The 20,911-nt window shown below is 34.2% G+C and carries 21 protein-coding genes, 1 pseudogene and 1 other annotated feature; of the genes and pseudogenes, 16 read left to right on the top strand and 6 right to left on the bottom strand.

The window, feature by feature from the left end; genetic code table 11:
* Nucleotides 1-12: 12 nt before the first annotated feature.
* From ypeB to BWGOE10_RS13220, 5 genes are all read left to right on the top strand, one after another.
* Nucleotides 13-1,353, top strand: coding sequence for a germination protein YpeB (gene ypeB, locus BWGOE10_RS13240; RefSeq protein WP_070143267.1), 1,341 nt, complete (start codon nucleotides 13-15; stop codon nucleotides 1,351-1,353).
* Nucleotides 1,354-1,379: 26 nt separating this feature from the next.
* The gene (locus BWGOE10_RS13235) at nucleotides 1,380-1,976 is read left to right on the top strand and encodes a YhcN/YlaJ family sporulation lipoprotein (protein WP_070143265.1); all 597 of its coding nucleotides are present in this window, start codon (nucleotides 1,380-1,382) and stop codon (nucleotides 1,974-1,976) included.
* Nucleotides 1,977-2,080: 104 nt separating this feature from the next.
* Nucleotides 2,081-2,437: a DUF3862 domain-containing protein gene (locus BWGOE10_RS13230; protein WP_070143263.1), complete on the top strand. Its 357-nt coding sequence runs from the start codon at nucleotides 2,081-2,083 to the stop codon at nucleotides 2,435-2,437.
* 27 nt (nucleotides 2,438-2,464) lie between these two features.
* Complete coding sequence (locus BWGOE10_RS13225; protein ID WP_070143261.1) at nucleotides 2,465-2,962, top strand: GNAT family N-acetyltransferase; 498 nt, start codon at nucleotides 2,465-2,467, stop codon at nucleotides 2,960-2,962.
* Nucleotides 2,963-3,126: 164 nt separating this feature from the next.
* Nucleotides 3,127-3,663 carry a DUF1697 domain-containing protein gene (locus BWGOE10_RS13220; RefSeq protein WP_070143259.1) on the top strand — a complete coding sequence of 179 codons (537 nt, stop codon included), beginning with the start codon at nucleotides 3,127-3,129 and terminating at the stop codon, nucleotides 3,661-3,663.
* Between the two features lie 41 nt (nucleotides 3,664-3,704).
* Here BWGOE10_RS13220 and BWGOE10_RS13215 read toward each other — a convergent pair whose 3' ends face one another.
* Nucleotides 3,705-4,109 carry a hypothetical protein gene (locus BWGOE10_RS13215; protein ID WP_070143257.1) on the bottom strand — a complete coding sequence of 135 codons (405 nt, stop codon included), beginning with the start codon at nucleotides 4,107-4,109 and terminating at the stop codon, nucleotides 3,705-3,707.
* A 209-nt stretch (nucleotides 4,110-4,318) separates the two neighbouring features.
* On the opposite strand from BWGOE10_RS13215, the gene BWGOE10_RS13210 reads away from it, so the two are divergent.
* Together BWGOE10_RS13210 and BWGOE10_RS13205 are read left to right on the top strand one after the other, a co-directional pair.
* On the top strand, nucleotides 4,319-5,488 hold the full coding sequence (locus BWGOE10_RS13210; protein WP_070143255.1) for a ParM/StbA family protein: 1,170 nt from the start codon (nucleotides 4,319-4,321) through the stop codon (nucleotides 5,486-5,488).
* 11 nt (nucleotides 5,489-5,499) lie between these two features.
* Complete coding sequence (locus BWGOE10_RS13205) at nucleotides 5,500-5,835, top strand: hypothetical protein (protein WP_070143253.1); 336 nt, start codon at nucleotides 5,500-5,502, stop codon at nucleotides 5,833-5,835.
* 130 nt (nucleotides 5,836-5,965) lie between these two features.
* Here BWGOE10_RS13205 and BWGOE10_RS13200 read toward each other — a convergent pair whose 3' ends face one another.
* Nucleotides 5,966-6,820, bottom strand: coding sequence for an alpha/beta fold hydrolase (locus BWGOE10_RS13200; protein ID WP_070143251.1), 855 nt, complete (start codon nucleotides 6,818-6,820; stop codon nucleotides 5,966-5,968).
* 233 nt (nucleotides 6,821-7,053) lie between these two features.
* On the opposite strand from BWGOE10_RS13200, the gene BWGOE10_RS13195 reads away from it, so the two are divergent.
* Nucleotides 7,054-7,980 carry an NADP-dependent oxidoreductase gene (locus BWGOE10_RS13195; RefSeq protein ID WP_070143249.1) on the top strand — a complete coding sequence of 309 codons (927 nt, stop codon included), beginning with the start codon at nucleotides 7,054-7,056 and terminating at the stop codon, nucleotides 7,978-7,980.
* A 61-nt stretch (nucleotides 7,981-8,041) separates the two neighbouring features.
* On the opposite strand, the gene BWGOE10_RS13190 is transcribed toward BWGOE10_RS13195, so the two are convergent.
* Both BWGOE10_RS13190 and BWGOE10_RS13185 read right to left on the bottom strand, forming a co-directional pair.
* A complete protein-coding gene (locus tag BWGOE10_RS13190) occupies nucleotides 8,042-8,746 on the bottom strand; it encodes a class I SAM-dependent methyltransferase (RefSeq protein ID WP_070143247.1) in 705 nt (234 codons plus the stop codon).
* Nucleotides 8,743-9,645 (bottom strand): SMP-30/gluconolactonase/LRE family protein, encoded by a 903-nt coding sequence (locus BWGOE10_RS13185; RefSeq protein WP_070143245.1) that lies wholly within the window; start codon nucleotides 9,643-9,645, stop codon nucleotides 8,743-8,745. Before BWGOE10_RS13185 ends, BWGOE10_RS13190 begins: the two co-directional genes overlap by 4 nt.
* Nucleotides 9,646-10,011: 366 nt before the next feature.
* Nucleotides 10,012-10,268 (top strand) — a binding site (T-box leader).
* An 83-nt stretch (nucleotides 10,269-10,351) separates the two neighbouring features.
* On the opposite strand from BWGOE10_RS13185, the gene lysS reads away from it, so the two are divergent.
* The gene (gene lysS, locus BWGOE10_RS13180) at nucleotides 10,352-11,905 is read left to right on the top strand and encodes a lysine--tRNA ligase (protein ID WP_070143243.1); all 1,554 of its coding nucleotides are present in this window, start codon (nucleotides 10,352-10,354) and stop codon (nucleotides 11,903-11,905) included.
* Nucleotides 11,906-11,966: 61 nt separating this feature from the next.
* Here the strand turns inward: lysS and BWGOE10_RS13175 are convergent, their stop codons facing one another.
* The gene (locus tag BWGOE10_RS13175) at nucleotides 11,967-12,395 is read right to left on the bottom strand and encodes a cell wall hydrolase (protein WP_070143240.1); all 429 of its coding nucleotides are present in this window, start codon (nucleotides 12,393-12,395) and stop codon (nucleotides 11,967-11,969) included.
* A 336-nt stretch (nucleotides 12,396-12,731) separates the two neighbouring features.
* Here BWGOE10_RS13175 and BWGOE10_RS13170 point away from each other — a divergent pair, with 336 nt between their 5' ends.
* The 5 genes and pseudogenes from BWGOE10_RS13170 to BWGOE10_RS13155 all read left to right on the top strand — a co-directional run bounded on the left by BWGOE10_RS13170 (nucleotide 12,732) and on the right by BWGOE10_RS13155 (nucleotide 16,934).
* Nucleotides 12,732-13,844 carry an RNA-guided endonuclease TnpB family protein gene (locus BWGOE10_RS13170; RefSeq protein ID WP_070143238.1) on the top strand — a complete coding sequence of 371 codons (1,113 nt, stop codon included), beginning with the start codon at nucleotides 12,732-12,734 and terminating at the stop codon, nucleotides 13,842-13,844.
* 131 nt (nucleotides 13,845-13,975) lie between these two features.
* A pseudogene (locus BWGOE10_RS31530) lies at nucleotides 13,976-14,053 on the top strand (DNA-binding response regulator); the annotation flags it as partial.
* Between the two features lie 135 nt (nucleotides 14,054-14,188).
* Nucleotides 14,189-14,896 carry a response regulator transcription factor gene (locus tag BWGOE10_RS13165; protein WP_070143236.1) on the top strand — a complete coding sequence of 236 codons (708 nt, stop codon included), beginning with the start codon at nucleotides 14,189-14,191 and terminating at the stop codon, nucleotides 14,894-14,896.
* A complete protein-coding gene (locus BWGOE10_RS13160; RefSeq protein ID WP_070143235.1) occupies nucleotides 14,893-15,876 on the top strand; it encodes a sensor histidine kinase in 984 nt (327 codons plus the stop codon). Before BWGOE10_RS13165 ends, BWGOE10_RS13160 begins: the two co-directional genes overlap by 4 nt.
* A 164-nt stretch (nucleotides 15,877-16,040) precedes the next feature.
* Nucleotides 16,041-16,934, top strand: coding sequence for a LysR substrate-binding domain-containing protein (locus tag BWGOE10_RS13155; RefSeq protein ID WP_070143233.1), 894 nt, complete (start codon nucleotides 16,041-16,043; stop codon nucleotides 16,932-16,934).
* A gap of 90 nt (nucleotides 16,935-17,024) precedes the next feature.
* On the opposite strand, the gene BWGOE10_RS13150 is transcribed toward BWGOE10_RS13155, so the two are convergent.
* Nucleotides 17,025-18,014: an aldo/keto reductase family protein gene (locus tag BWGOE10_RS13150; protein ID WP_070143230.1), complete on the bottom strand. Its 990-nt coding sequence runs from the start codon at nucleotides 18,012-18,014 to the stop codon at nucleotides 17,025-17,027.
* A 591-nt stretch (nucleotides 18,015-18,605) separates the two neighbouring features.
* Between BWGOE10_RS13150 and abc-f the strand changes: the two genes are divergently transcribed.
* Complete coding sequence (abc-f, locus tag BWGOE10_RS13145; protein WP_070143228.1) at nucleotides 18,606-20,234, top strand: ribosomal protection-like ABC-F family protein; 1,629 nt, start codon at nucleotides 18,606-18,608, stop codon at nucleotides 20,232-20,234.
* A gap of 75 nt (nucleotides 20,235-20,309) precedes the next feature.
* A complete protein-coding gene (locus tag BWGOE10_RS13140) occupies nucleotides 20,310-20,903 on the top strand; it encodes a GNAT family N-acetyltransferase (RefSeq protein WP_070143227.1) in 594 nt (197 codons plus the stop codon).
* Nucleotides 20,904-20,911 lie beyond the last annotated feature (8 nt).

Genomic DNA, 20,911 nt, shown 5'->3' with positions numbered 1-20,911 from the left:
GGAGGTGGAAACATGTTACGAGGTTTTTTAATCGTATTATTAACAATTGGTGTAGTCGGCACAGGATATTGGGGCTATAAAGAACATCAAGAGAAAAATGCAGTACTAATTCGAGCGGAAAATAGTTATCAACGTGCGTTTCACGATTTAGCTTATGAGGTTGACTTATTACACGATAAAATCGGAACAACACTTGCAATGAATTCACGTGCGTCTTTATCTCCAGCATTAGCGGATGTGTGGCGTTTAACATCAGAGGCTCGTTCTGATGTAGGACAGTTACCTTTAACATTAATGCCATTTAATAAAACAGAAGAATTTCTTGCGAATATCGGTGATTTTAGTTATCGCGCGGCTATCCGTGATTTAGAGAAAGAACCGTTAAATGATCAAGAATATAAAACATTACAAACTTTATATTCAAATGCAGGAAACATACAAGATGAACTGCGAAAAGTACAGCATCTTGTGTTGAAAAATAATTTACGCTGGATGGATGTAGAACTGGCACTTGCGTCTAATCAAGATCCAGCAGATAACACAATTATTGATGGATTAAAAACAGTAGAGAAGAATGTAACGTCATACTCATCTACTAATTTCGATCCTACTTTTACAAGTGCACAAAAAAATAAAAAGGGCGGATTTGAAGCAGAGGGTAAAGCGATTTCTAAAGATGAGGCTGCAAAAATCGCAAAATCATTTTTAAATTTAAAAGGAAATGAAAAAGTAGATGTTGAGAAAAGTGGAAAAGGTGCAAAAGAATCTTTCTACAGTGTGAAAATTAAAGACCCAGCAACAAATAACGAATTTCATATGGATATTACAGGAAAAGGTGGATATCCAATTTGGGTAATGAATAACCGAGAAATTAAAGAGCAAAAAATTAGTTTAAACGAGGCAGGAAGTAAAGGATTGACGTTTTTAAAGGATCACAAGTTTACAAATATGGAGCTGTTTGATAGTTCTCAATATGATAATATCGGTGTGTTTACGTACGTTGTAAATGAAAATGGAGTGCGTATTTATCCAGAAGCAATTCAAATGAAAATTGCTTTAGATGATGGGTCGATTGTTGGTTTTTCCGCAAAGGAATATTTAGCATCGCATCAAAAACGAACAATTCCAAGTGCGAAGCTAACTGCCGCTGAGGCGAGAAAGAAAATTAACCCCGATGTAAAAGTTATGGAAGAACGTAAAGCTGTAGTAGTAAATGACTTGCATAATGAAGTACTTTGTTATGAATTTATTGGTACTTTAGGGAAAGATACGTACCAAATTTTCATTAACGCAAATAGCGGTGCAGAAGAAAAAGTGAAGAAGATGCAAGCTGTTGAGAAAATTTATGATTAAACATCAATGATAAAGTGGTGAAAATAATGAAAATCATTATATATATGCTAATGCTTTGTTTCGTTATTACTGGATGTAGCATTGGAAAAAAGGACAATCCTAATGAAAAGCCAGAACAAAAAAATGTCTCGATGAAAAATGTTAATTATACAAACAAATCAAATAAGCCGAATGAAAAAGCAGCTGATCATTTAGCGTCATTAGCTGCAAGTGTACCTGGTGTAAACGATGCGACAGCAGTAGTAGTCGGAAAATATGCCGTTGTAGGTATTGATGTGAAAGCGAAACTTGATCGAACTCGTGTTGAGTCTATTAAGTATTCTGTAGCAGAAAGTTTAAAGAATGACCCAAATGGAGCTAATGCAGTCGTTGTAGCGGATGTTGATACGTATGAACGATTAAAACAAATCGGTAAGCAAATTAAAAAAGGTAAAACGGGTGAAGGTATACTTGATGAATTAGCAGCAATTGTTGGCCGAGTAATGCCACAAGTTCCAAATGATATGATTGAAAATAGAGAAACGAATCCAATTAAAGATAATGATAAACAATTACCAAAAGATGAAGAACAAGAACTACGAAAAGAACAAGAAGATCAGTCAAATAACCATTTGAAAAAATAGTGAAAATCCCGTACTAAATTGTACGGGATTTTTCTACAAGATTAAATATTCAGTTTATTTTTAAGGGGATATATGGTTTAATAATGAGGGGAGGGACAACCGTTATGATGAAAAAGAGCGCACTTATATTAGGTAGTTTATGCATAGGTTTCAGTATGACAGCGTGTGACCAGAAGAAAGAAGTGAAGAAGAAAACAGCTACGTCTTCTACTATAACGAAAAATAAAAAGCAAGAGTCCATTAATATAAATCATTTCTCAAATATTAATGAAGGAATGACTTATTTAGAAGTGAAAGAATTAATCGGTTTTGAAGGGGATTTACTCATAGAAGAAGGGATAGAACATTCTACACAAATTAAGCAAATTTTTGCTTGGAAAGGCAGCGATCCAAAATCATTTGCTGAGATTACATTTTTGGATGGAAAGGTGCATTCTAAAACACAGCAAGGTTTAAGTTAACAACTCGAAGGAATGGGAGAGTTAAGCATGAACATACATACAGGGGAAATACAATTAGTTCCGTATAAGGAGCAGTATAAAGAGATAATACAATCATTTACTTTACCAAGTGAACAAGTTCAATTCACAGCGAATCCAGGTGAATTACTGGAGAAAGCGAAAAATGATCGAACTAAAAATGTAGTTGTTATTTTGGACTATAGCGGAGTACCTGTCGGTGTTTTCGCATTACAAACAGGTGACAGAGTACAGGAGTTTACAGAAAATAAGGATGCCATACTTTTAACTTCCTTTTCCGTTAATCATAATAAACAAAGAAAAGGATATGCTAAAAAATCATTGGCGTTATTACAAGACTTTGTAAAATATTATTATCCAATAAAAAATGAAGTGATTCTTGCTGTAAATGAAAAAAATATTCCGGCACAAAAGTTATATGAAAAAGTTGGGTTTCAAGATAAAGGGTATAGAAGAATGGGACCAATCGGACAACAATTAATATTACATTTACCGATAACGAGATAATGAGATAGCAAAGCTTACTCTTGAAAAAAATCATGTAGTAAGTTTTTTTATTTGAGATATTTTCCAAACATGATATGTTAGAGGCATTAAAGTAAGTATTCGAGAAGTATGAAGGTGCAAAACAATTCGATTGCTAAGCATTTAAATACGTGAGGGGTAATCATATGACAATTTATATTGCACTACTACGGGGAATTAACGTAGGTGGACATAAAGTAATTAAAATGGTGGATTTGAAAAAAGTCTTTGAATCAATAGGGTTAAAAAAAGTGAAAACATATATTCAAAGTGGAAATGTAGTGTTTGAGTCAGAAGCAGAGATAAGTTTTTTAAAGGAACGAATTGAATGTGAAATTAAGAACGTTTTTGATTTCAATGTTCCAGTCATGTTAAGAACAAAAGATGAATTTATAAATATTATAAAAACGTGTCCTTATGAAGCCGATGTATTGTTAGAAGGAGAAAGCATACATGTTGCCTTCTTAGCCAATGTACTTTCTGAAGAAGACAGTAATCAGTTGCTTACGATTAAAAGCGAAATAGAAGATTGCCATATTGAAGGAGGAGTAGTGTATTTGTTTTTCAAAAAAAGCATTCGGAATTCTAAAGTAATGAACCAGTTTCAAAAATTACATACGCCAGCTACAGTAAGGAACTGGCGGACTGTGAATAAGCTGAAAGCAATAGCAGAAGGTATTTAAACATAAAAAAGTGGTTTTCTGCATATAGAAAACCACTTTTTTTATTTATATTGTTTTGCGGCAATGAGTTCAACGATAGGATAAATAAAGAATGAAGAACAAAGTGCTATGAAAAGGGGAAGGTTTTTTACACCATCCAAATTGGAACCCATAGAAAATCCTTCTGACCAGAATAATATAAGAAACATAACACCTATAAGAACAAAATACGCGATTTTAAAGCTTTTATATGTAATTTGTTGTCCCATCTCATCTTGACTTTCTTTCGATACTCCGTTTGGATCTCCCCATGTAATATGATTAATTAAATTACTAAGTATTAAAGAAGCAGCGAAAATCGTTCCGCCCAAAATTGAACCTTCAGTTGCGTATTTGTATGCGCCATGTCCGAGTATCGCGATTAACGATAAAACAATGATTACAAAAATAATCTTTTTAGTATTCAATATATAATTGCACCTCCAGCATTGTAAAAAACTCTTTACATCCATAGTATAAAATTGGAAAAGGTTCATGTCAAATGTTTTTTACATATGAAGTGAATGTTTATGATATTTTGTTTTTGGGATAAATAAAAAATTACATTACATTTGAATGTAAAAGAATGGGCTCGCATATATTTGGAAGGGATGTCAGATTAATTTAGGGGGTAGTTATGTCTATTCTTTTAAAAGCTGGTGCAGATGCAGGAAATAATGGTTTGAAGTTAATGGTGAAAGGGCAGGAACCTATTTTTATTCCGAGTATATATTCTTTATATATAGGTGAGCCTACGGGGTTGCTAGATGAGGGTGATGTTTCATCGTCAGAATTAGAGAATCACATTGATGTGACCATTAGTTCTCCATCGCTAATGTTAAATAACGTACGATACATCGTTGGAGAAAAAGTGATTCAAGATCAATTAAAAGGTACTGAAGTAGAGAAGAAATCAAATAAATCTACGGATGAATTAATGGTTATTACAATCCTTTCGGGTTTAGCGATAAGTGCTATGCGTCAAAGCCCAACTTCCAGTCATATTAATATTCGTTATGATTTATCAGTGGCTCTTCCAATGCAACTAATTACACAGGAAATTGCTGCTGAAAATTCGAAACGGTACATGGGTAATCACAAAGTCATTTTTCACTATCCGAATGGGCGCGATGTTACGATTAATGTTTCTATTGAGTTTTGTAAATGTCTACCTGAAGGCGCTTCTGGGACGTGGGGGATTGTATATGATGAGGAAGGAAATGTTGTGAAACATAAAATAGAATGTGAACAAAATCAAGTTTCAGAAATTGATTTTGTAGATAAAACTTTATTGTCTTTTGATATTGGCGCGGGGACAACGGAAGAAGTTGTTTCGTTAGGAGTAAATTTCCGTCCACAATTAAGTAAAGGATTATCTTATGGTGTAAAAGAAACGTTACTACAAATTATTACGAGATGGAATCGGAAATATCCTACGAAAACAATTGATAGTATTACAGAATTTAATCAAATTTATTTAAATGAAAAGCACCCAAGAAATGCATTGTTAGTTGAGGAATCGCAACCAGCGTTTTTAGGTTTAGCAGCACGTGTCGCAACGGATATTATTAACAAAATTGATGATATGAAAGACGATCCATATGTATTTATTTATGGTGGAGGTGCAGTTATTATTAAAAATAGCTTGAAAATGATTTTAAAACAAAAAGGACGTTTGAAAAATGTGATTTTTGTAGATAACCCGTTATTTACCAATGCTCGTGGATTATTAGTATATACATGCTCACCAAAATATAGAGAGCATAAGCAAAAAGAGTTAGGGTTTACAAACTTAACGATAAGTTAGTTGGTGGAAGTATGCGATCTAGGCGATATAGACGTGGTGATCGAGTGAAAATTAATATTAATAAATCAGTATCGCCTGAAATGATTGCTTGGCTTAATAAACAGTCCAATCCAACTAATTTCTTTTTCTTTGCAGCCCAGCAATTATTTAAACAAGTAGGAGATATTGATGTATCGAAAACCTTGCCAAGTAGCCATGTTTTTTGTTTATATGTAGAACCATCATCTCTACTAAAAGTTGAAATGAATCCATTTAAAAACGTACCACTAGAAAATAGTAAATCCACCGAAAACGTAAAAAAAAAATCGTGGGAATCTGTTGATCAATTAGATTGTCCATTCTTTTGAACATATAAAATCATATGTAGAGCCCATCACTATACATAAGGATGAAGTGATGGGCTTTTGTTATTGTATCGTAATTTCTATAAAGAGAAGAGTGAAATACAATTTGTGTCCCTCTATTAGTTGCTTAATTTTATATTTCGCAAGTATGTTCTAAAACTGCATTTATAATTTTATCCCAGTCATCGTAATGATTCTCATGCCCTGTACCTTCAAGGGTTAATAGCTTTGAATTCGGAATTTCATCGGTAAGTGCGAGTCCATGTTCAAGTGGTAAAGCTGTATCGTCCGTACCGTGAATTACTAAAGCAGGTAATTGTATCGATTTAAGTATACCTTCATAAGAATCATCACCTGTAAGAAGAGCGTGATTAAACATACTTAGTAGATTGTCAGCTCGCTCTATTTCTTGCCTTACTTGTTTGTAAGCCCTTTCTTCATCGAATATACGCTTTGATCCACAGAGTAGACGTGATCCTGTAACTAAATATTGCGCTACAACATCTTGATTCGTCCAATCTAAATTTGCACCATTAGCATGATGTGTCAAAATTCTTTCATCCATTGGAGGCAAATCACGAGTATTGTTATCAGATCCAATAATGCTTGTTGCTAGTAATGTTAATGTCAATACTCTTTCAGGGTGCTGTACTGCAGCAATTTGAGCAATCATACCTCCTAATGACATGCCAAAAAGGTGTGCCTTGTCAATATGATACGCATCGAGTACCCCGATTGCATCTTCAGCCATGTCTGCTACAGTGTAATTGGAAGTCCCAGGCTCATATGTAACAGAGCGCCCAACATCACGGTTATCATAGCGAATGACAAATCTTCCTGTGCTAGCCAACCTTTCACAAAATTCTTCATCCCAATAAACCATTGAACACGTAGCTCCCATAATTAATAAAATTGCTGGGTTATTAGGGTTGCCAAAGCTTTCTGTACATATATCAATACCGTTTACTTTGAAAATCTTCTCTTTCATAGTTTTCTCTCCATTTCATTTAAAGTTCATTAACAAATAAAGAAAATATAACTTGGGGAGTTTCTTAACCTTAAATTAGAGTGTATTAAAGTAAGGTGAAAGTTTTATATTCATCTTACTTAATTAGTAGAGTAGCATAAATATCACCTCCAAATATAATTATTTTCATTCAAAACAAAATATTTTGAAAAATAATTATAAGTTATTAAAATAAACAACAAGGAGGAGAGGAAATGAAAGCAATTGTTATTAATCAATATGGTAGTGTTGGAGAATTACAAGAAAGACAAGTTCCAAAGCCGGTTGTTAAATGTAATGAAGTATTAATACGCATACATGCAATATCTGTCAATCCTGTTGATTGGAAAATAAGAAAGGGAGACTTACAAGAAAAGCTGCAATTTTCATTTCCAATTATATTAGGTTTAGATGTTGCTGGAGTAATTGAAGAAGTTGGAGAAGGTGTGGATCATTTCAAAATAGGTGATAAAGTATTTACAAAACCCGAAAATATAGGGAAAGGCTCTTATGCTGAATACATTACAGTAAAATCAGATTTAGTAGCACATATGCCAAATAATATTAGTTTTGAAGAAGCAGCATCTATACCTCTTGCAGGACTTACAGCTTGGCAAAGCCTTGTAGATTATGCACAAATAAAAGAAAATGACCGAGTATTCATTCATGCTGGAGCGGGCGGAGTAGGAAGTTTTGCAATTCAAATCGCGAAATCATTTGGGGCTTTTGTCGCAACAACTGCAAGTAGTAAAAATGAAGAGTTTTTAAAGTGTTTAGGGGCTGACCTTGTTATTGATTATAAAAAAGATAAATTTGAAGAGCTACTATCAGATTATGATATTGTGTTAGATACAATCGGCGGAGAAGTACAAGAAAAAAGTTTTCAAATTATTAAATCTGGTGGTGTTCTAGTTTCTATCGTTCATGAACCACTTCATGAAGTAAAGGGCATAAAATCAGGGTTTTTATGGTTGAAACCAAGCGGGAAGCAATTAGACGAATTAACTAGTTTGATCCAAGCTGAAAAAATTAAACCAATCATTAGTAAAATTGTTCCGTTTAATGAAAAAGGAGTTAGAGAAGCTCATATTTTGAGTGAAAGTCAGCATGTTAGAGGGAAAATTGTAATTACGATGGAATAATCTTTACATAAATATACGAGTGGTGACTATAAAAAATAAAAATTGTCACCACTCATATAAACTACAATTTTTGCACGACAAAAGTAATCGCATTCGTATTTAATTGAATGTGTTTACCGTTTCGTACAATATCATACGCTAAATTTTTCATTTCAACTTTTACTTCTTGCCATTCGTTATAAACGCCTTTTAGTGTACGTATCATTTCTTCCGTAGAAAGGTTAATTTCAATTAAAGCATCTAATTCTTCTCCTGTTTCTAAATCTATTTCTTGAATGTTAGAGTTAACTATTAAACAATTGATACCGCCAATTTTTGTCCCATTTTTCATAGAGTGAAGCACTTTTTTTAAATCGTCTATTGATCTGACATGTTCTAAACTTGATACTGCAACGATGTAGTCATAAGTATTAGGAGCAATATAGTAGTTTTCAATTGCTGATTGTTCTGTTTTTATGTATTCAATTACACCATGTTCTTTGCTATAAACTTGTAACTTCGTTAAAGCCGAATCAAGTAGATCAACACAAGTAACAGTACCGCCAGCATTCAGGATTTTTCGTGCAATCGGAATACTGTTTCTACCAACACCAGAGCCAAGGTCGAGTACTTGCAGGTAGTTCTGTCCCTCAAAATAATCCATCAAGTCCATAACTGTTTTAACAGGTTTATAAAGCCATGATCCTGCTTCGAATAATTTGTATTGTTCATAGCATAAATCATGATATTTTTTCTCTTCTTGTCTTATGTAATCGATTCTGGTCATAGTGTTTCAGCTCCAATGTTTTCACAGCGAAATGAATATGTTGGACAACCTTTAACGTTTGTTTGAATTCGAAATATACCACCAGCATGTGGGTACTGTTTTAATTCCTCATCCGTCATTCTTGTTCTGGCTGTTGTGATGTATAAATCGGTCAAATTAGGTCCTCCAAATGTACACGACGTTACATATAAAGCAGGAATCGGAATACTTAAAATTTGTTTTCCAGTAAAGGGATTCCATCTAGTAATCTTCGAGCCTCCCCAATGTGCAATCCATAAACAACCTTCTACATCAATTGTCATGCCATCGGGTATACCTTCATTTTCAGGGAAGATGATAACATCTGTTGGATTGCTAATTACACTAGTATGTATATCATCATGAAAACGGACTACTTTTTTTGTAGGTGTATCAATAAAATAAAGGTATGTATCGTCAGGAGACCATGCTATGCCGTTTGATGTATTTACATGTGATACCTTTTTCTCTACTTGGAGATTATTATTTAAAGAATACAAGGAACCGGCGCCACTTATACCATATAAGTCAGTAGTGCCTGCCCAAAAGCGGCCAGCCGGATCGCATTTCCCGTCATTAAAACGATTTTCTATTAAATGTGGTTCAGGATCAAAAATATGTGTAAGCTCTTCTGTATTTAGATTAAAAGAATAAAACCCTTTTTCTAGAGCTAAAAGTACTACATCATCTAGATATGGAACGACACAACCGATTTGCTGGTCGAGAGTAATCACTCGGTTCATATTACTAGCAGGATTGTAGAGGCATAATTTCTTCTCCATAATATCAACCCAATATAATATTTGTCTTTTCTCATCCCAGCAAGGGCCTTCACCTAAACTTGCCTTTGCATCTACGACTAATTCAATATTTCTAAGCAAAATGTTTCACCTCAATTTATTAAAGATATATATAAAGTTCGATGAAAATGGAGGTAAACCTTTTGCTGGATTGGAATAAAAAAGATGTACTGTGAAAAAACGAAGGACTTCTCATGTAACTATGAGGAGGAAGAAGTATATGATGTTTTATGTGAAAATGTATTGCGAGTATATGAAGGGAGTGAAAATTATAAGTGATTTAAAGAGAAACCGAAAGTGACATTATATTGTGATGGTGTAGTCACAACATTCAACTTGAAGGAATAATATATTTTTTAGATAGGGAAAAAATGTGTTATTAATTTCTGTTCAGAAAAATTTGACAATAAATGCACAATAAATTATCATATGTAAAAATCAATATTTAAAATGGCATTGAAGAGAAGAGTAGTTAAGAAAGAATACGTACAGAGAGCTCTGGTAGCTGAGAAAGAGCGGTATACATCTTAATGAAAAAAGACTTGGAGCTGCGCAAGGAACTAATTTGTTTAGGGATGGTGCGACGGGTTCTCCCGTTATAGAGATAGGGTATAAGCATATTTTGCCGTACCTGAAAAGGTTAATATGGTGACGTATTAACAAACTGAGGTGGTACCGCGAAGCTAATAACTCTCGTCCTCAAGATGAATAATCTTGGGGGTGGGAGTTTTTTTGTTGTATAAAACTGAAAATGTGAAAACAAAATTACAATTGAGGTGAGTGGCATATGCATTGGGCGTATGAAGTAGCACATGAATTAATTAGAAAACATCCAAACAAAGAAACTTTTGTTTGTGCAGCTGGAATTAGTCCATCTGGTTCTGTTCATATTGGGAACTTCCGTGAAATAGTAACGACTTATTTCGTTGTAAAGGCTCTGCAAAATTTAGGGAAAAAGACTCGTTTCATCTTTTCATGGGATGATTATGACAGGTTTAGAAAAGTTCCTAAAAATATTGATCCATCTTTTGGAAGATACATTGGTATGCCGTACTGTAATATCCCTGATCCGCATGGGTGTCATAACTCATATGCGGATCATTTTGAAAAAGAGTTTGAGAAATCGCTCCAAGCATTTGGGATTGAAGTGGAATTCATATATCAACATGCTGAATATAGAAGCGGAAGGTATAACGTAAACATATTAGAGGCTTTGTATAAAAGGAAAGAAATATATGATATTTTAATGGATTTTAAAACAGGGGTACACCGAGAAGAAGATAGAGAAAACTTTTATCCCGTTACGTTATATTGCGAGAGCTGCGGGAAAGATGCAACAACAATTACACATTTTGATGAAGTATTAAAAACAGTTCGGTATGACTGTGAATGTGGAAATCAAAATAAATTATCCGTATTAAATACAAGTCAAATGAAACTGAATTGGAAAATCGATTGGCCGATGAGATGGATGATAGAGGATGTTATTTTCGAACCGGGCGGAAGAGATCATTCATCGGAAACTGGTAGTTATAATGTATCAAAAGAAATTGCACGGAAAATATTCAATTGTGAAGCCCCTCAATACGTTGCGTATGATTTCATTGGAATTAAAGGGCATCATGAAAAAATGTCCAGTTCTTCAGGGAATAGTATTACACCTAGCGACTTATTAAAAGTGTATGTACCAGAAGTAATTCTTTTTATGTTTGCAAAATATAAGCCTGATGCAGCATTTCATATTGGACTTGATGAAGATGTGATTCGCAATTATACAGAGTATGAGAGATTGAAGGATAGTTATGAAAATAAAACACTCAAAAATGAAGATTTATTTGATGCAATTAAACTTTCTAGATTTGATAGCCGATTTAAAGAATATCCAAAGTTTAATCAAGTAGCAGGAACTTTACCGTTATTAAATTTTGATTCATCTATTTTACAAGATATATTAGAGAAAATAGATAGGAGCTATGGATTACCTGAAATGATAGCGATAAGTAATCGTGCTGAGTATTGGATAAGAAACTTTCAATCTAAAAAATTAATTGCCGTAAATAAAGAGAAAAATACGGAGTTTTATAACACATTAGATGAAAGGCAGAAAAAATGGCTAGTAGAAGTTTGTAAAATACTTCGTTCTAATAACGATCATTCTAAACTAATGGAGCAATTGTATACGATTTGTCATCATGAAAATAAAAAAATAATGAAAGAAAATCAAAAACAATTATTTACCATTATATATAGGCTCATTATGAATCAATCAAGTGGTCCACGTATACCGTTATTAATACATGTGGTAGGCGCCAGAAAATTCGTCACATTATTAGATTTCTAAAATATAGTTAAAAGCAACGCAAGTACTCAATAGAATAAGTACTTGCGTTGCTTAATTTTTACTATCTTGAATACATTTTTGGACATTCATCACCACTTGGTTCGTAAAAGCAATGGCTTTTAAATTGCCCGGCAAACGGCTGATTATACCATTCGGGTGGACAAGCTCCAATTGGACGAAAATACCAAAGAGCCCATCGTGCTGGCCAGCGCCATTCACCTTGTAAAACTTTTCTTGCGATTTCTTTTTCTGATTCACGGGCACGTTGATAAAAGTAACCGTATTGAACTGCTTCGAATCCGCCAGGGCTTTGATATACTGCATCACGCACAGATCGAAGCTCTTTAAAATCTAAACAATCACAAAACACACGATTTACGACAACGCAGCCAACAAGTTGTTCACCTTGCCGTCCTTCGCCCTCAGCTTCAGCACGGATTAAACGAGCTAGTAAATCAACGTCACTTTCGTTGTATGGAATAAGGGGCATTGTAATACCACCTTTCTTTACCTGTTATAGTAAAGAGTGTATGTTTCAAAATGAGCTAAGTGCTTTTGTAATTTGAAAATAACTTTTAATTTTAACGCATTATCCGGAAGAAGTCTCCTTCCTCAAGCGTGTGAAGGACGATAGCAAAGCGGTAGGTGGGAGATGAATTGCGGTTTGGCGTAGCCAAAAAATTGGTTTTCCTATTTATTTCGCCTCCGCTATAATCAGTCTTATAAGAGGTAACGTTTGGTATGACAATGAAATGAGATAATCATGTAGTGTTATCACCGCCATAGATAAAGTAGAAATGTTTATGGGAAAGTGAGATGAACGGATATGACAAAGCATAATAAGGCGTACAAATTTCGTCTGTATCCAACAGAAAAACAAGCCTATTTGATACGTAAAACGTTCGGGTGTGTACGCTTTGTGTATAATAAGATGCTGGCTGAGCGGAAAGAAGTATACGAAACGTACAAAGAGAATAAAGAAGAACTAAAGAAACAAAAATTTCCTACTCCTGCGAAATACAAAGCAGAGTATGAATGGTTGAAAGAAGTCGATTCATTGGCATTGGCCAACGCTCAATTAAACTTGCAAACTGCGTATAAGAATTTTTTTAGTGGTCAAAGTGATTTTCCTACATTCAAAAGTAGGAAGAGTAGAAAATCCTATACAACGAATCGAGTAAACGGAAATATTATGTTATTTCATGGTTATATCAAATTACCGAAACTGAAATTAGTGCGATTGAAACAACATAGAGAGATACCGCAAAACCATATCATCAAATCATGCACGATTTCGATGACACCAACTGGCAAGTATTATGTGTCTGTCTTAACTGAATATGAAAAGGAAATTGTTCAGAAAGAAGTAGAAAGTGTAGTTGGATTAGACTTCGCAATGGCTGAATTATACGTGAGTAGTGAAGATGAGAAAGCCAATTATCCTCGCTTTTATCGTCAGATGCTGGACCGATTAGCAAAAGCGCAACGAGTATTAGCAAGACGTGTGAAAGATTCAGCACGCTTTAATAAACAACGGATCCGTGTAGCGAAGTTGCATGAAAAGGTCGCGAATCAACGTAAAAATTTCCTTCATCATAAATCGAAAGGATTGGCTACTCATTTTGACGTTGTAGCAATAGAGGACTTACATATGAAAGGAATGTCACGATCACTTCGCTTTGGTAAGAGTGTAGCGGATAACGGTTGGAGGATGTTCACGACATTTTTAGCATATAAGCTACAAGAGCAAGGAAAACAGCTTGTAAAAATAGATAAATGGTTTCCTTCTACAAAGATGTGTAGTCGTTGTGGAAACAGAAAAGAAATCTCATTATCTGAACGCATGTATGAGTGTTCGTGTGGACTAACACTAAGTCGTGACTATAACGCAGCTATCAATATCAAAAAGGAAGCCATACGATTATTAGCATTGATATAGATTGTAAGAAATAACCTTTGGAACAAGGGAGTTAGCTCGGCTGTCTTAAGACAAATTCGTTAGCTATCAAAAGTAACGATGAACCGAGAAGCCCCCACTTCAAGTAAGCTCGTAAGAGATACTAAGTGGAGGGTAGTTCACAAGTTTGTCAAGTTGTGGATCCACTAAAAACGGCGCGGATGGAACTAGGAAGGGAATATGTGGAGTAGTTAGGATTTTCTCTAAGTGAATTTCATATTAAATAAGAAAAAGTATTCTTTTTCTATTTTACGGATTTTGTGAAAAGAGGTAGTATTTATTTATATAAGTATATTTGAGATTGTGGATCGAAAAGGAGTTAACAAATGGTTAAAATTATGATTGTAGAAGATGATATGAAAATTGCAGAGTTATTATCAACACATGTTGCGAAATACGGTTACGAAGGAATTATTGTATCAGATTTTCAAAATGTGTTAGACATATTTTTAGAAGAACAACCAGAGTTAGTTTTATTAGATATTAATTTACCGAGTTTTGATGGGTACTATTGGTGTCGTCAAATTCGTGCGGTTTCCACATGTCCGATTTTATTTATTTCGGCTCGTGAAGGCACGATGGATCAAGTTATGGCGTTAGAAAATGGTGGCGATGATTTTATTCCGAAGCCTTTCCATTATGAAGTTGTGGTGGCGAAAATTCGTAGCCATTTAAGACGTGCTTACGGAGATTATGCACCGAAACTAGAAGAACGAATGGTTGAGCAACAAAGTCTTTGTTTATATCCTGAAAGACTTGTATTAAAGCTGCGTAATCAAGAGATTGATATAACGAGAAACGAAGCTATTTTATTAGAGACACTAATGAAAAATTATCCACGTGTTGTGAGTAGAGAAGTGCTATTAAATAAATTATGGGATAGTGAATCCTATGTTGATGATAATACATTAAGTGTAAATACAACACGGGTGCGTAAAAAATTAAAAACGTTACATATTGAAGGAGCAATTGAAACAATTCGTAGTGTTGGATATAGATTACATATTACTTGGGATACTGGTATGGAAAAATGATAAGGCTGTTTATACGTGATCATATACCACTTATTTGTTTTACAGCGATCCAACTGCTATCCATATTCCTAGTTTATTGGTTTGATGGGCATAATCATATTTCAACGGCATTATATGCAATGTTTTTAGGTGTTATATTTATGGTAAGTTATTTATTATTTCGTTATTTTACACATCGTTCTTTTTATGAGCGTTTAGCAAACCCAATGCAATCATTGGATGAATCTGTTCAAAAATCTGATTATGCAGTTTTGTCTACTGCTCTCCAAGAGCTGCTCGAGGTGCAATATCGCCATTATCAAAATCAGCTGCAATTACAAGAAAGAAAAAATAATGATCATTTAACCTTTATGAATCAGTGGATTCATCAAATGAAAACACCTTTATCTGTAATAGAATTAATTACACAGGATGAAGTGGATGCACGTTTTGAAAGTATTAATGAGGAAACAGATCGGTTGAAAAAGGGGTTAGAGATGGCTTTGTATGTCGCGCGTTTAGAAGCATTTACACAAGATTTTTATGTAGAAAGAGTACAACTACATAAAATAGTAAATGATTCCGTGCATGAACATAAACGCTTCTTTATTCGGAATTTTGTATATCCAGTGCTTGAAATTGATAAGGGTATTACTGTAGAAAGTGATGCGAAATGGTTACAATTTTTAATTGGACAAATTATATCGAATGCGATTAAATATTCATCAGGTAGTAGAGAAAAGATTAAAGTGAAAGCATGTAAGGAAGGTAATACAGTTGTACTTGAAATTATTGATAGTGGCGTAGGGATACCGAAGCAAGATTTGCCAAGAGTATTTAAACCTTTCTTTACAGGAGAAAACGGTAGAGATTTTAAAGAATCAACTGGAATGGGGCTATATCTTGTATATGAAATTACGAAACAATTAGGACATAGTGTAGAAGTCCATTCAAAAGTTGGTAAAGGTACCGTTGTACGAATTAAATTTTGTAATGTGTAAAAGCGAATAAGGCTAAAAAACTTATATTTAAAGTTTTTTAGCCTTATTTTGTACCATTGATAAATTTCCAGAATGAAAGATTATTTACATAAGAGAAGCAAAGCGATACCGTTAAAGATAAAAGAGAGTCTTTTATTACTTGTTAATGAAAGGAGTGAATTAAAATAGATATTCGAAAAATGAGATATTTCATAACGGTGGCAGAAGAATTAAACTTTAGTCGTGCAGCAGAACGGCTTAGGATGGCGCAACCACCTTTAAGTCAGGAAATTCGTAAACTAGAAGAAGAATTAGGAGTTCAACTTTTTCATCGAACAAAAAGAATGGTTGAACTAACCAGTGCAGGGAAAATATTTTTAGAAGGCGCGCGGCAAACGTTGCTTCAAGTAGATAGAACTATTAAAGAAACACAGCTTGCGGATGAAGGGAAGATAGGACATTTAATAATTGGTTTTGTCGATTCTACAGAAACCGTTATAAATATATTAAAAAAATTTCGAGAACGTTTTCCTAAAATACAGCTCATATTACGCGAGATGACAACAGACCAGCAAATAAAAGCACTCTATGAAAAACAAATTCATATTGGATTTATTCGTTCCAAGCAGAATAATGAAATATTATCTTCCGAAGTTTGTTCTGAGGAGTGTTTAAAATTGGTTTTGCATCAAGATCACCCTTTAGTTTCGTTGCCTAACATTTCAATCGAATTATTAGTTGATGAACCATTTATTTTATTTCCTCGTCATTTCGGTACAAACTTTTACGATTTAATTATTAGTTATTTTTGGGAACATGGAGTAAGTTTAAATATTGTTCAAGAAGCGATTCAAATGCAAACGATTGTGAATTTAGTTGCAGCAGGAATGGGGATTTCTGTCGTTCCATCATCAGTGGAAAGTTATAAAAAATCGGGAGTCATATATAAAGAAATTCAAGAAAATACACCGAAAATAAATTTATATGCTGGATGGAGACTAGATGAAAAATCTGTAGTGTTAGAGAACTTCTTAACAGTTGTTAGAGAGGTTTATACGACTTCTAAAAGCCCATCTTGATGGGATGGGCTTTTAGAAGTTGGAAAGGAAGATTTCTATTTTTATTTTAAAGTCAGAGTTGTGTTTTTTATTTAGCAATTCACTGATGTTTCAACCTGTTTTGCTCGGATCGTACTCAACGAAACCTTTTAGTACATTATCAATCTGATCCATAATTTCTGGTTGCAATTTAACACTAGAAGCAATTACGTTTTCTCTTATTTGCTCCGGATTTGAGGCGCCGATAATAGCAGATGAAACAGCTGGATTTTGTAGCACCCAAGCAACTGCGAGTTGAGATAGGGTAAGATTGGTTTCTTGAGCGATGGGATTAAGTTTCTGAATTGCAGTGAGTACATCATCACTCATCCAACGTTGCACGAGTTTGTGGAAAAATGGTTTACCAGCATCGGAGTTAGCACGTGATTGAGTCGGTATTGGTTTACCAGGTTGATATTTTCCTGTGAGAATACCTTGTGCAAGGGGGGACCATACGATTTGACCAAGCCCCTCACGTTGACATGTTGGTATCACATCGGTTTCAATAACTCGCCACAACATCGAATATTGAGGTTGGCTAGCGATAAGTGGAATTTTCAATTCTCGTGCAAGTGCTGCACCGCGGGTGATTTGTTCTGATGTCCACTCACTTACACCGATATAAAGGACTTTACCTTGTCTTACAAGATCAGCGAAAGCTAACATTGTTTCCTCAAGAGGAGTTGTATTATCAAATCTATGTGCATAATAGACATCGATGTAGTCTGTCTGTAACCTGTGTAAAGATGCATTACAATTTTCTAAAATATGTTTTCTTGATAAGCCACGATCATTTTTTCCAGGTCCAGTCGGATGGCATACTTTTGTACATAGTTCTATACTTTCTCTTCGTACACCTTGCAAAGCCCGGCCAAGCACTTCCTCGGCTAAAGTGTCCGAATAAACATCAGCAGTATCGAACGTTGTAATACCGACATCTAGTGCGGCTTTCACGCAATCATTTGCAGTATCCTCATCTACTTTTCCGCCATGGTTTATCCAGTTCCCATATGCAATTTTGCTTACTGTTAATCCACTGTTTCCTAGTTTGCTAAATTCCATTGTAGAATCCCCCCTTAAAAATGCTATCTTTATTATAAGAACCGAAATGTAATATGTATAATATATAATTGCTCATAAATTTATATAAAAATTATATAAGAGGAAGTGCTTAGAAGTTTACTGGTAGGGGAATCTAAAGCCAGTGTTACACCAAATGTTGTTTGTGCTTAATTGATATGAAGTGCAGAAATGATAAAGGAGGGCATTTACAAGCAACTATCTCCCGCCGAATTTTGAGGTGGGAGTCTTACTGTCCGTAAATAGCGGGATAAATAGACCTAAAAGAAAGCAATCTTTTTAACAGCACATATAATTGCATTTACTCATAAAGTACTATTATGGTACAATATGGTTACTAACGACGGAAAGGAATGATGGGTGGACGATGATTAACTAATCTTATTTTTAAATGTTGAAATTAAATAAATTTCAATTTATAAAAAATAGGATTAGTCTGCCCAATTCCATTCAACGGTATTGCTATTTATTTTGCGTAATAGCTTATTTGGGTACAAATATGTTAACGACTAATCCTGCCAAATTACTTTGGGAGGATTTTTTTGTTCTCCCTTAATAAAGGGGATCGGTAATATGAAAGAACTTTTAAAATTAAATGATGTTTATGTTGAAATAATGGAAAATACTTTGTTAGAGAAAATGAATGTTACAGTAAAACAAGGAGATGTTATCGGATTAATTGGTAAAAATGGTGCCGGTAAATCAACGTTACTTCAATTAATCAATGGGAAGATTGAGCCATCAAAAGGAATTGTTGAATGGCAGCAAATGAATATGACAACCGCATATGTTGAACAAGAAATAGAATCTTTTATTAGTAATGATGTGATTGCAAAAGAAGCAGAACTCCTTGCAAAATGGGGCGTTCCAACGAACGATTTTCTAACCTTAAGTGGTGGTGAAAAGCTGAAAGTTCGATTAGCAAAAGGGTTTGCCGAAAATCCTAATGTCTTAATATTAGACGAACCGACAAATCATTTAGATGAGATGAGTACGGAATTTCTCATTAAACAAATAAAAAATATGAAAGGTACTGTTATAGTTGTATCGCATGATCGATATTTTTTAGATGTTGTCGCAACAAAAATATGGTCAATTGAGGATGGAAAATTAATTGAGCATAGCGGTAATTATACGAGTTATATGAAAGCACGTGAGCAAAAAAGAATGACGCAGCAGCGTGAATATGAAAAACAGCAAAAAAAGATTGAACAAGCAGAAACACATATAAAAGAATTAAGTTCATGGTCAAAAAAGGCACATGCACAGTCTACAAAACAAGAAGGAGTTAAAGAGTTTTATCGTGTAAAAGCGAAGCGAATGGATGCGCAAGTTAAGTCAAAACGAAAACGTCTCGAAAAAGAGCTGGAGAAAACGAAAGTAGAACGTGTGAAAGAAGAGTATTCAGTTGAGTTCTCTATTCAAGCGAGTAAAAAAGTAGGAAAACGCTTTTTAGAAGTGAAACAATTGAGGAAAGAATTTAATGGACGAACATTATTTGAAAACGTTAATTTTACAATTCAGCACGGTGAGAAGGTTGCGATTATTGGACCAAACGGTAGCGGAAAAACAACATTATTGAAGATGATTATGGAAACAGAAACTGCTCAAGGAGAAATATGGATTTCACCATCTGCAAACATCGGTTATTTAACACAAGAAGTATTTGATTTAACACTTGATAAAACACCAGAAGATTTATTTTTTAAAGAGACGTTTGAAGAAAGAGGAAAAGTCCAAAATTTAATGAAACATTTAGGATTCCAAGCTTCTCAATGGAAAGAGCCTATTCAGCATATGAGTATGGGTGAACGAGTAAAATGTAAGTTAATGTCTTATATTTTAGATGAAAAAGATGTGCTCATTTTAGATGAGCCGACGAATCATCTTGATCTGCCTTCACGTGAACAGCTTGAAAATACATTAGCTGAGTATAATGGAACACTAATTATTGTTTCTCACGATCGATATTTTCTGGAGAAAACAACTAACACGAAATTAGTGTTTTCAAATAACACGATACAAAAGCAGCTAGAAGAGTCTACTAAAACAAGAGATGACATTGAAGAGCTACGTTTAACGTTAGAAACAGAGAGACAAGAAGTATTAGGTAAATTAAGCTTTTTAACTTCTAAGGATAAAGGATATAAAGAACTTGACGAACGATTTATAGAACTTACGAAGCAGATTAAGGCGCTTTAATGTAATTATGGGTACCTCTAGCTAGGAGGTATCTATAATTATTTTCAATTTCAAACGTAATTAAGGGGGATTAGCATGGGAGAAGAGAGTTCGACTAAGTTATTTAAACTAGATTGTGGTGATATATACTTACAAGAGTTTTCTACCAAAGATGCGGAGAGTATTTATAAAATATCGAATCAACCGGAAATAGAAAAGTTTTTGCCTGACTGGAAATCAACGAAAGAACAAAGGATGGATTGGGTTACAAATTATGAAATACCAGCAAATAAAGTATTTCTTGATGCTGCTACAAATTCATCAAACATAGATAGTCATTTTTTAAAACTGGGAGTATTTATAAAAGATACCAATGAATTTATTGGATGGTGCTGTACAGGTATTAAAGAAGAACTTCCATCACCGAATAGAGAAATTATGTATGCTATTTCAAGCGAGTATCAAAATAATGGTTACGCCACGAAAGCGACTAAAGGGTTAATTGATTATTTGTTTAAAAATACAAATGTAGATGTCCTTAACGCAATTGCTTTAATTAACAATGTGCCATCAAATAAAGTTATTGAAAAATGCGGGTTTACTTATTTGAGTCAACAGACGATAGAAAATCAACTATATAATCATTATCTATTGAGTAAATCCGAATGGATAAAAAATATTGCTCTGTAAAAGGAATT

Origin of the sequence: Bacillus mycoides (genome assembly GCF_001757995.1) — a bacterium.
Lineage (GTDB): Bacteria > Bacillota > Bacilli > Bacillales > Bacillaceae_G > Bacillus_A > Bacillus_A mycoides_B.
Note: the sequence above shows the minus strand (reverse complement) of the source record. Positions and strands in the feature narration are given on the sequence as shown.

Excerpts from the sequence above, each read along its gene's own strand:
- ypeB (WP_070143267.1), top strand. The coding sequence starts at position 13 with ATGTTACGAGGTTTTTTAATCGTATTATTAACAATTGGTGTAGTCGGC.
- BWGOE10_RS13235 (WP_070143265.1), top strand. The coding sequence starts at position 1,380 with ATGAAAATCATTATATATATGCTAATGCTTTGTTTCGTTATTACTGGA.
- BWGOE10_RS13230 (WP_070143263.1), top strand. The coding sequence starts at position 2,081 with ATGATGAAAAAGAGCGCACTTATATTAGGTAGTTTATGCATAGGTTTC.
- BWGOE10_RS13225 (WP_070143261.1), top strand. The coding sequence starts at position 2,465 with ATGAACATACATACAGGGGAAATACAATTAGTTCCGTATAAGGAGCAG.
- BWGOE10_RS13220 (WP_070143259.1), top strand. The coding sequence starts at position 3,127 with ATGACAATTTATATTGCACTACTACGGGGAATTAACGTAGGTGGACAT.
- BWGOE10_RS13210 (WP_070143255.1), top strand. The coding sequence starts at position 4,319 with ATGTCTATTCTTTTAAAAGCTGGTGCAGATGCAGGAAATAATGGTTTG.
- BWGOE10_RS13205 (WP_070143253.1), top strand. The coding sequence starts at position 5,500 with ATGCGATCTAGGCGATATAGACGTGGTGATCGAGTGAAAATTAATATT.
- BWGOE10_RS13200 (WP_070143251.1), bottom strand. The coding sequence starts at position 6,820 with ATGAAAGAGAAGATTTTCAAAGTAAACGGTATTGATATATGTACAGAA.
- BWGOE10_RS13195 (WP_070143249.1), top strand. The coding sequence starts at position 7,054 with ATGAAAGCAATTGTTATTAATCAATATGGTAGTGTTGGAGAATTACAA.
- BWGOE10_RS13190 (WP_070143247.1), bottom strand. The coding sequence starts at position 8,746 with ATGACCAGAATCGATTACATAAGACAAGAAGAGAAAAAATATCATGAT.
- lysS (WP_070143243.1), top strand. The coding sequence starts at position 10,352 with ATGCATTGGGCGTATGAAGTAGCACATGAATTAATTAGAAAACATCCA.
- BWGOE10_RS13175 (WP_070143240.1), bottom strand. The coding sequence starts at position 12,395 with ATGCCCCTTATTCCATACAACGAAAGTGACGTTGATTTACTAGCTCGT.
- BWGOE10_RS13170 (WP_070143238.1), top strand. The coding sequence starts at position 12,732 with ATGACAAAGCATAATAAGGCGTACAAATTTCGTCTGTATCCAACAGAA.
- BWGOE10_RS13165 (WP_070143236.1), top strand. The coding sequence starts at position 14,189 with ATGGTTAAAATTATGATTGTAGAAGATGATATGAAAATTGCAGAGTTA.
- BWGOE10_RS13160 (WP_070143235.1), top strand. The coding sequence starts at position 14,893 with ATGATAAGGCTGTTTATACGTGATCATATACCACTTATTTGTTTTACA.
- BWGOE10_RS13150 (WP_070143230.1), bottom strand. The coding sequence starts at position 18,014 with ATGGAATTTAGCAAACTAGGAAACAGTGGATTAACAGTAAGCAAAATT.
- abc-f (WP_070143228.1), top strand. The coding sequence starts at position 18,606 with ATGAAAGAACTTTTAAAATTAAATGATGTTTATGTTGAAATAATGGAA.
- BWGOE10_RS13140 (WP_070143227.1), top strand. The coding sequence starts at position 20,310 with ATGGGAGAAGAGAGTTCGACTAAGTTATTTAAACTAGATTGTGGTGAT.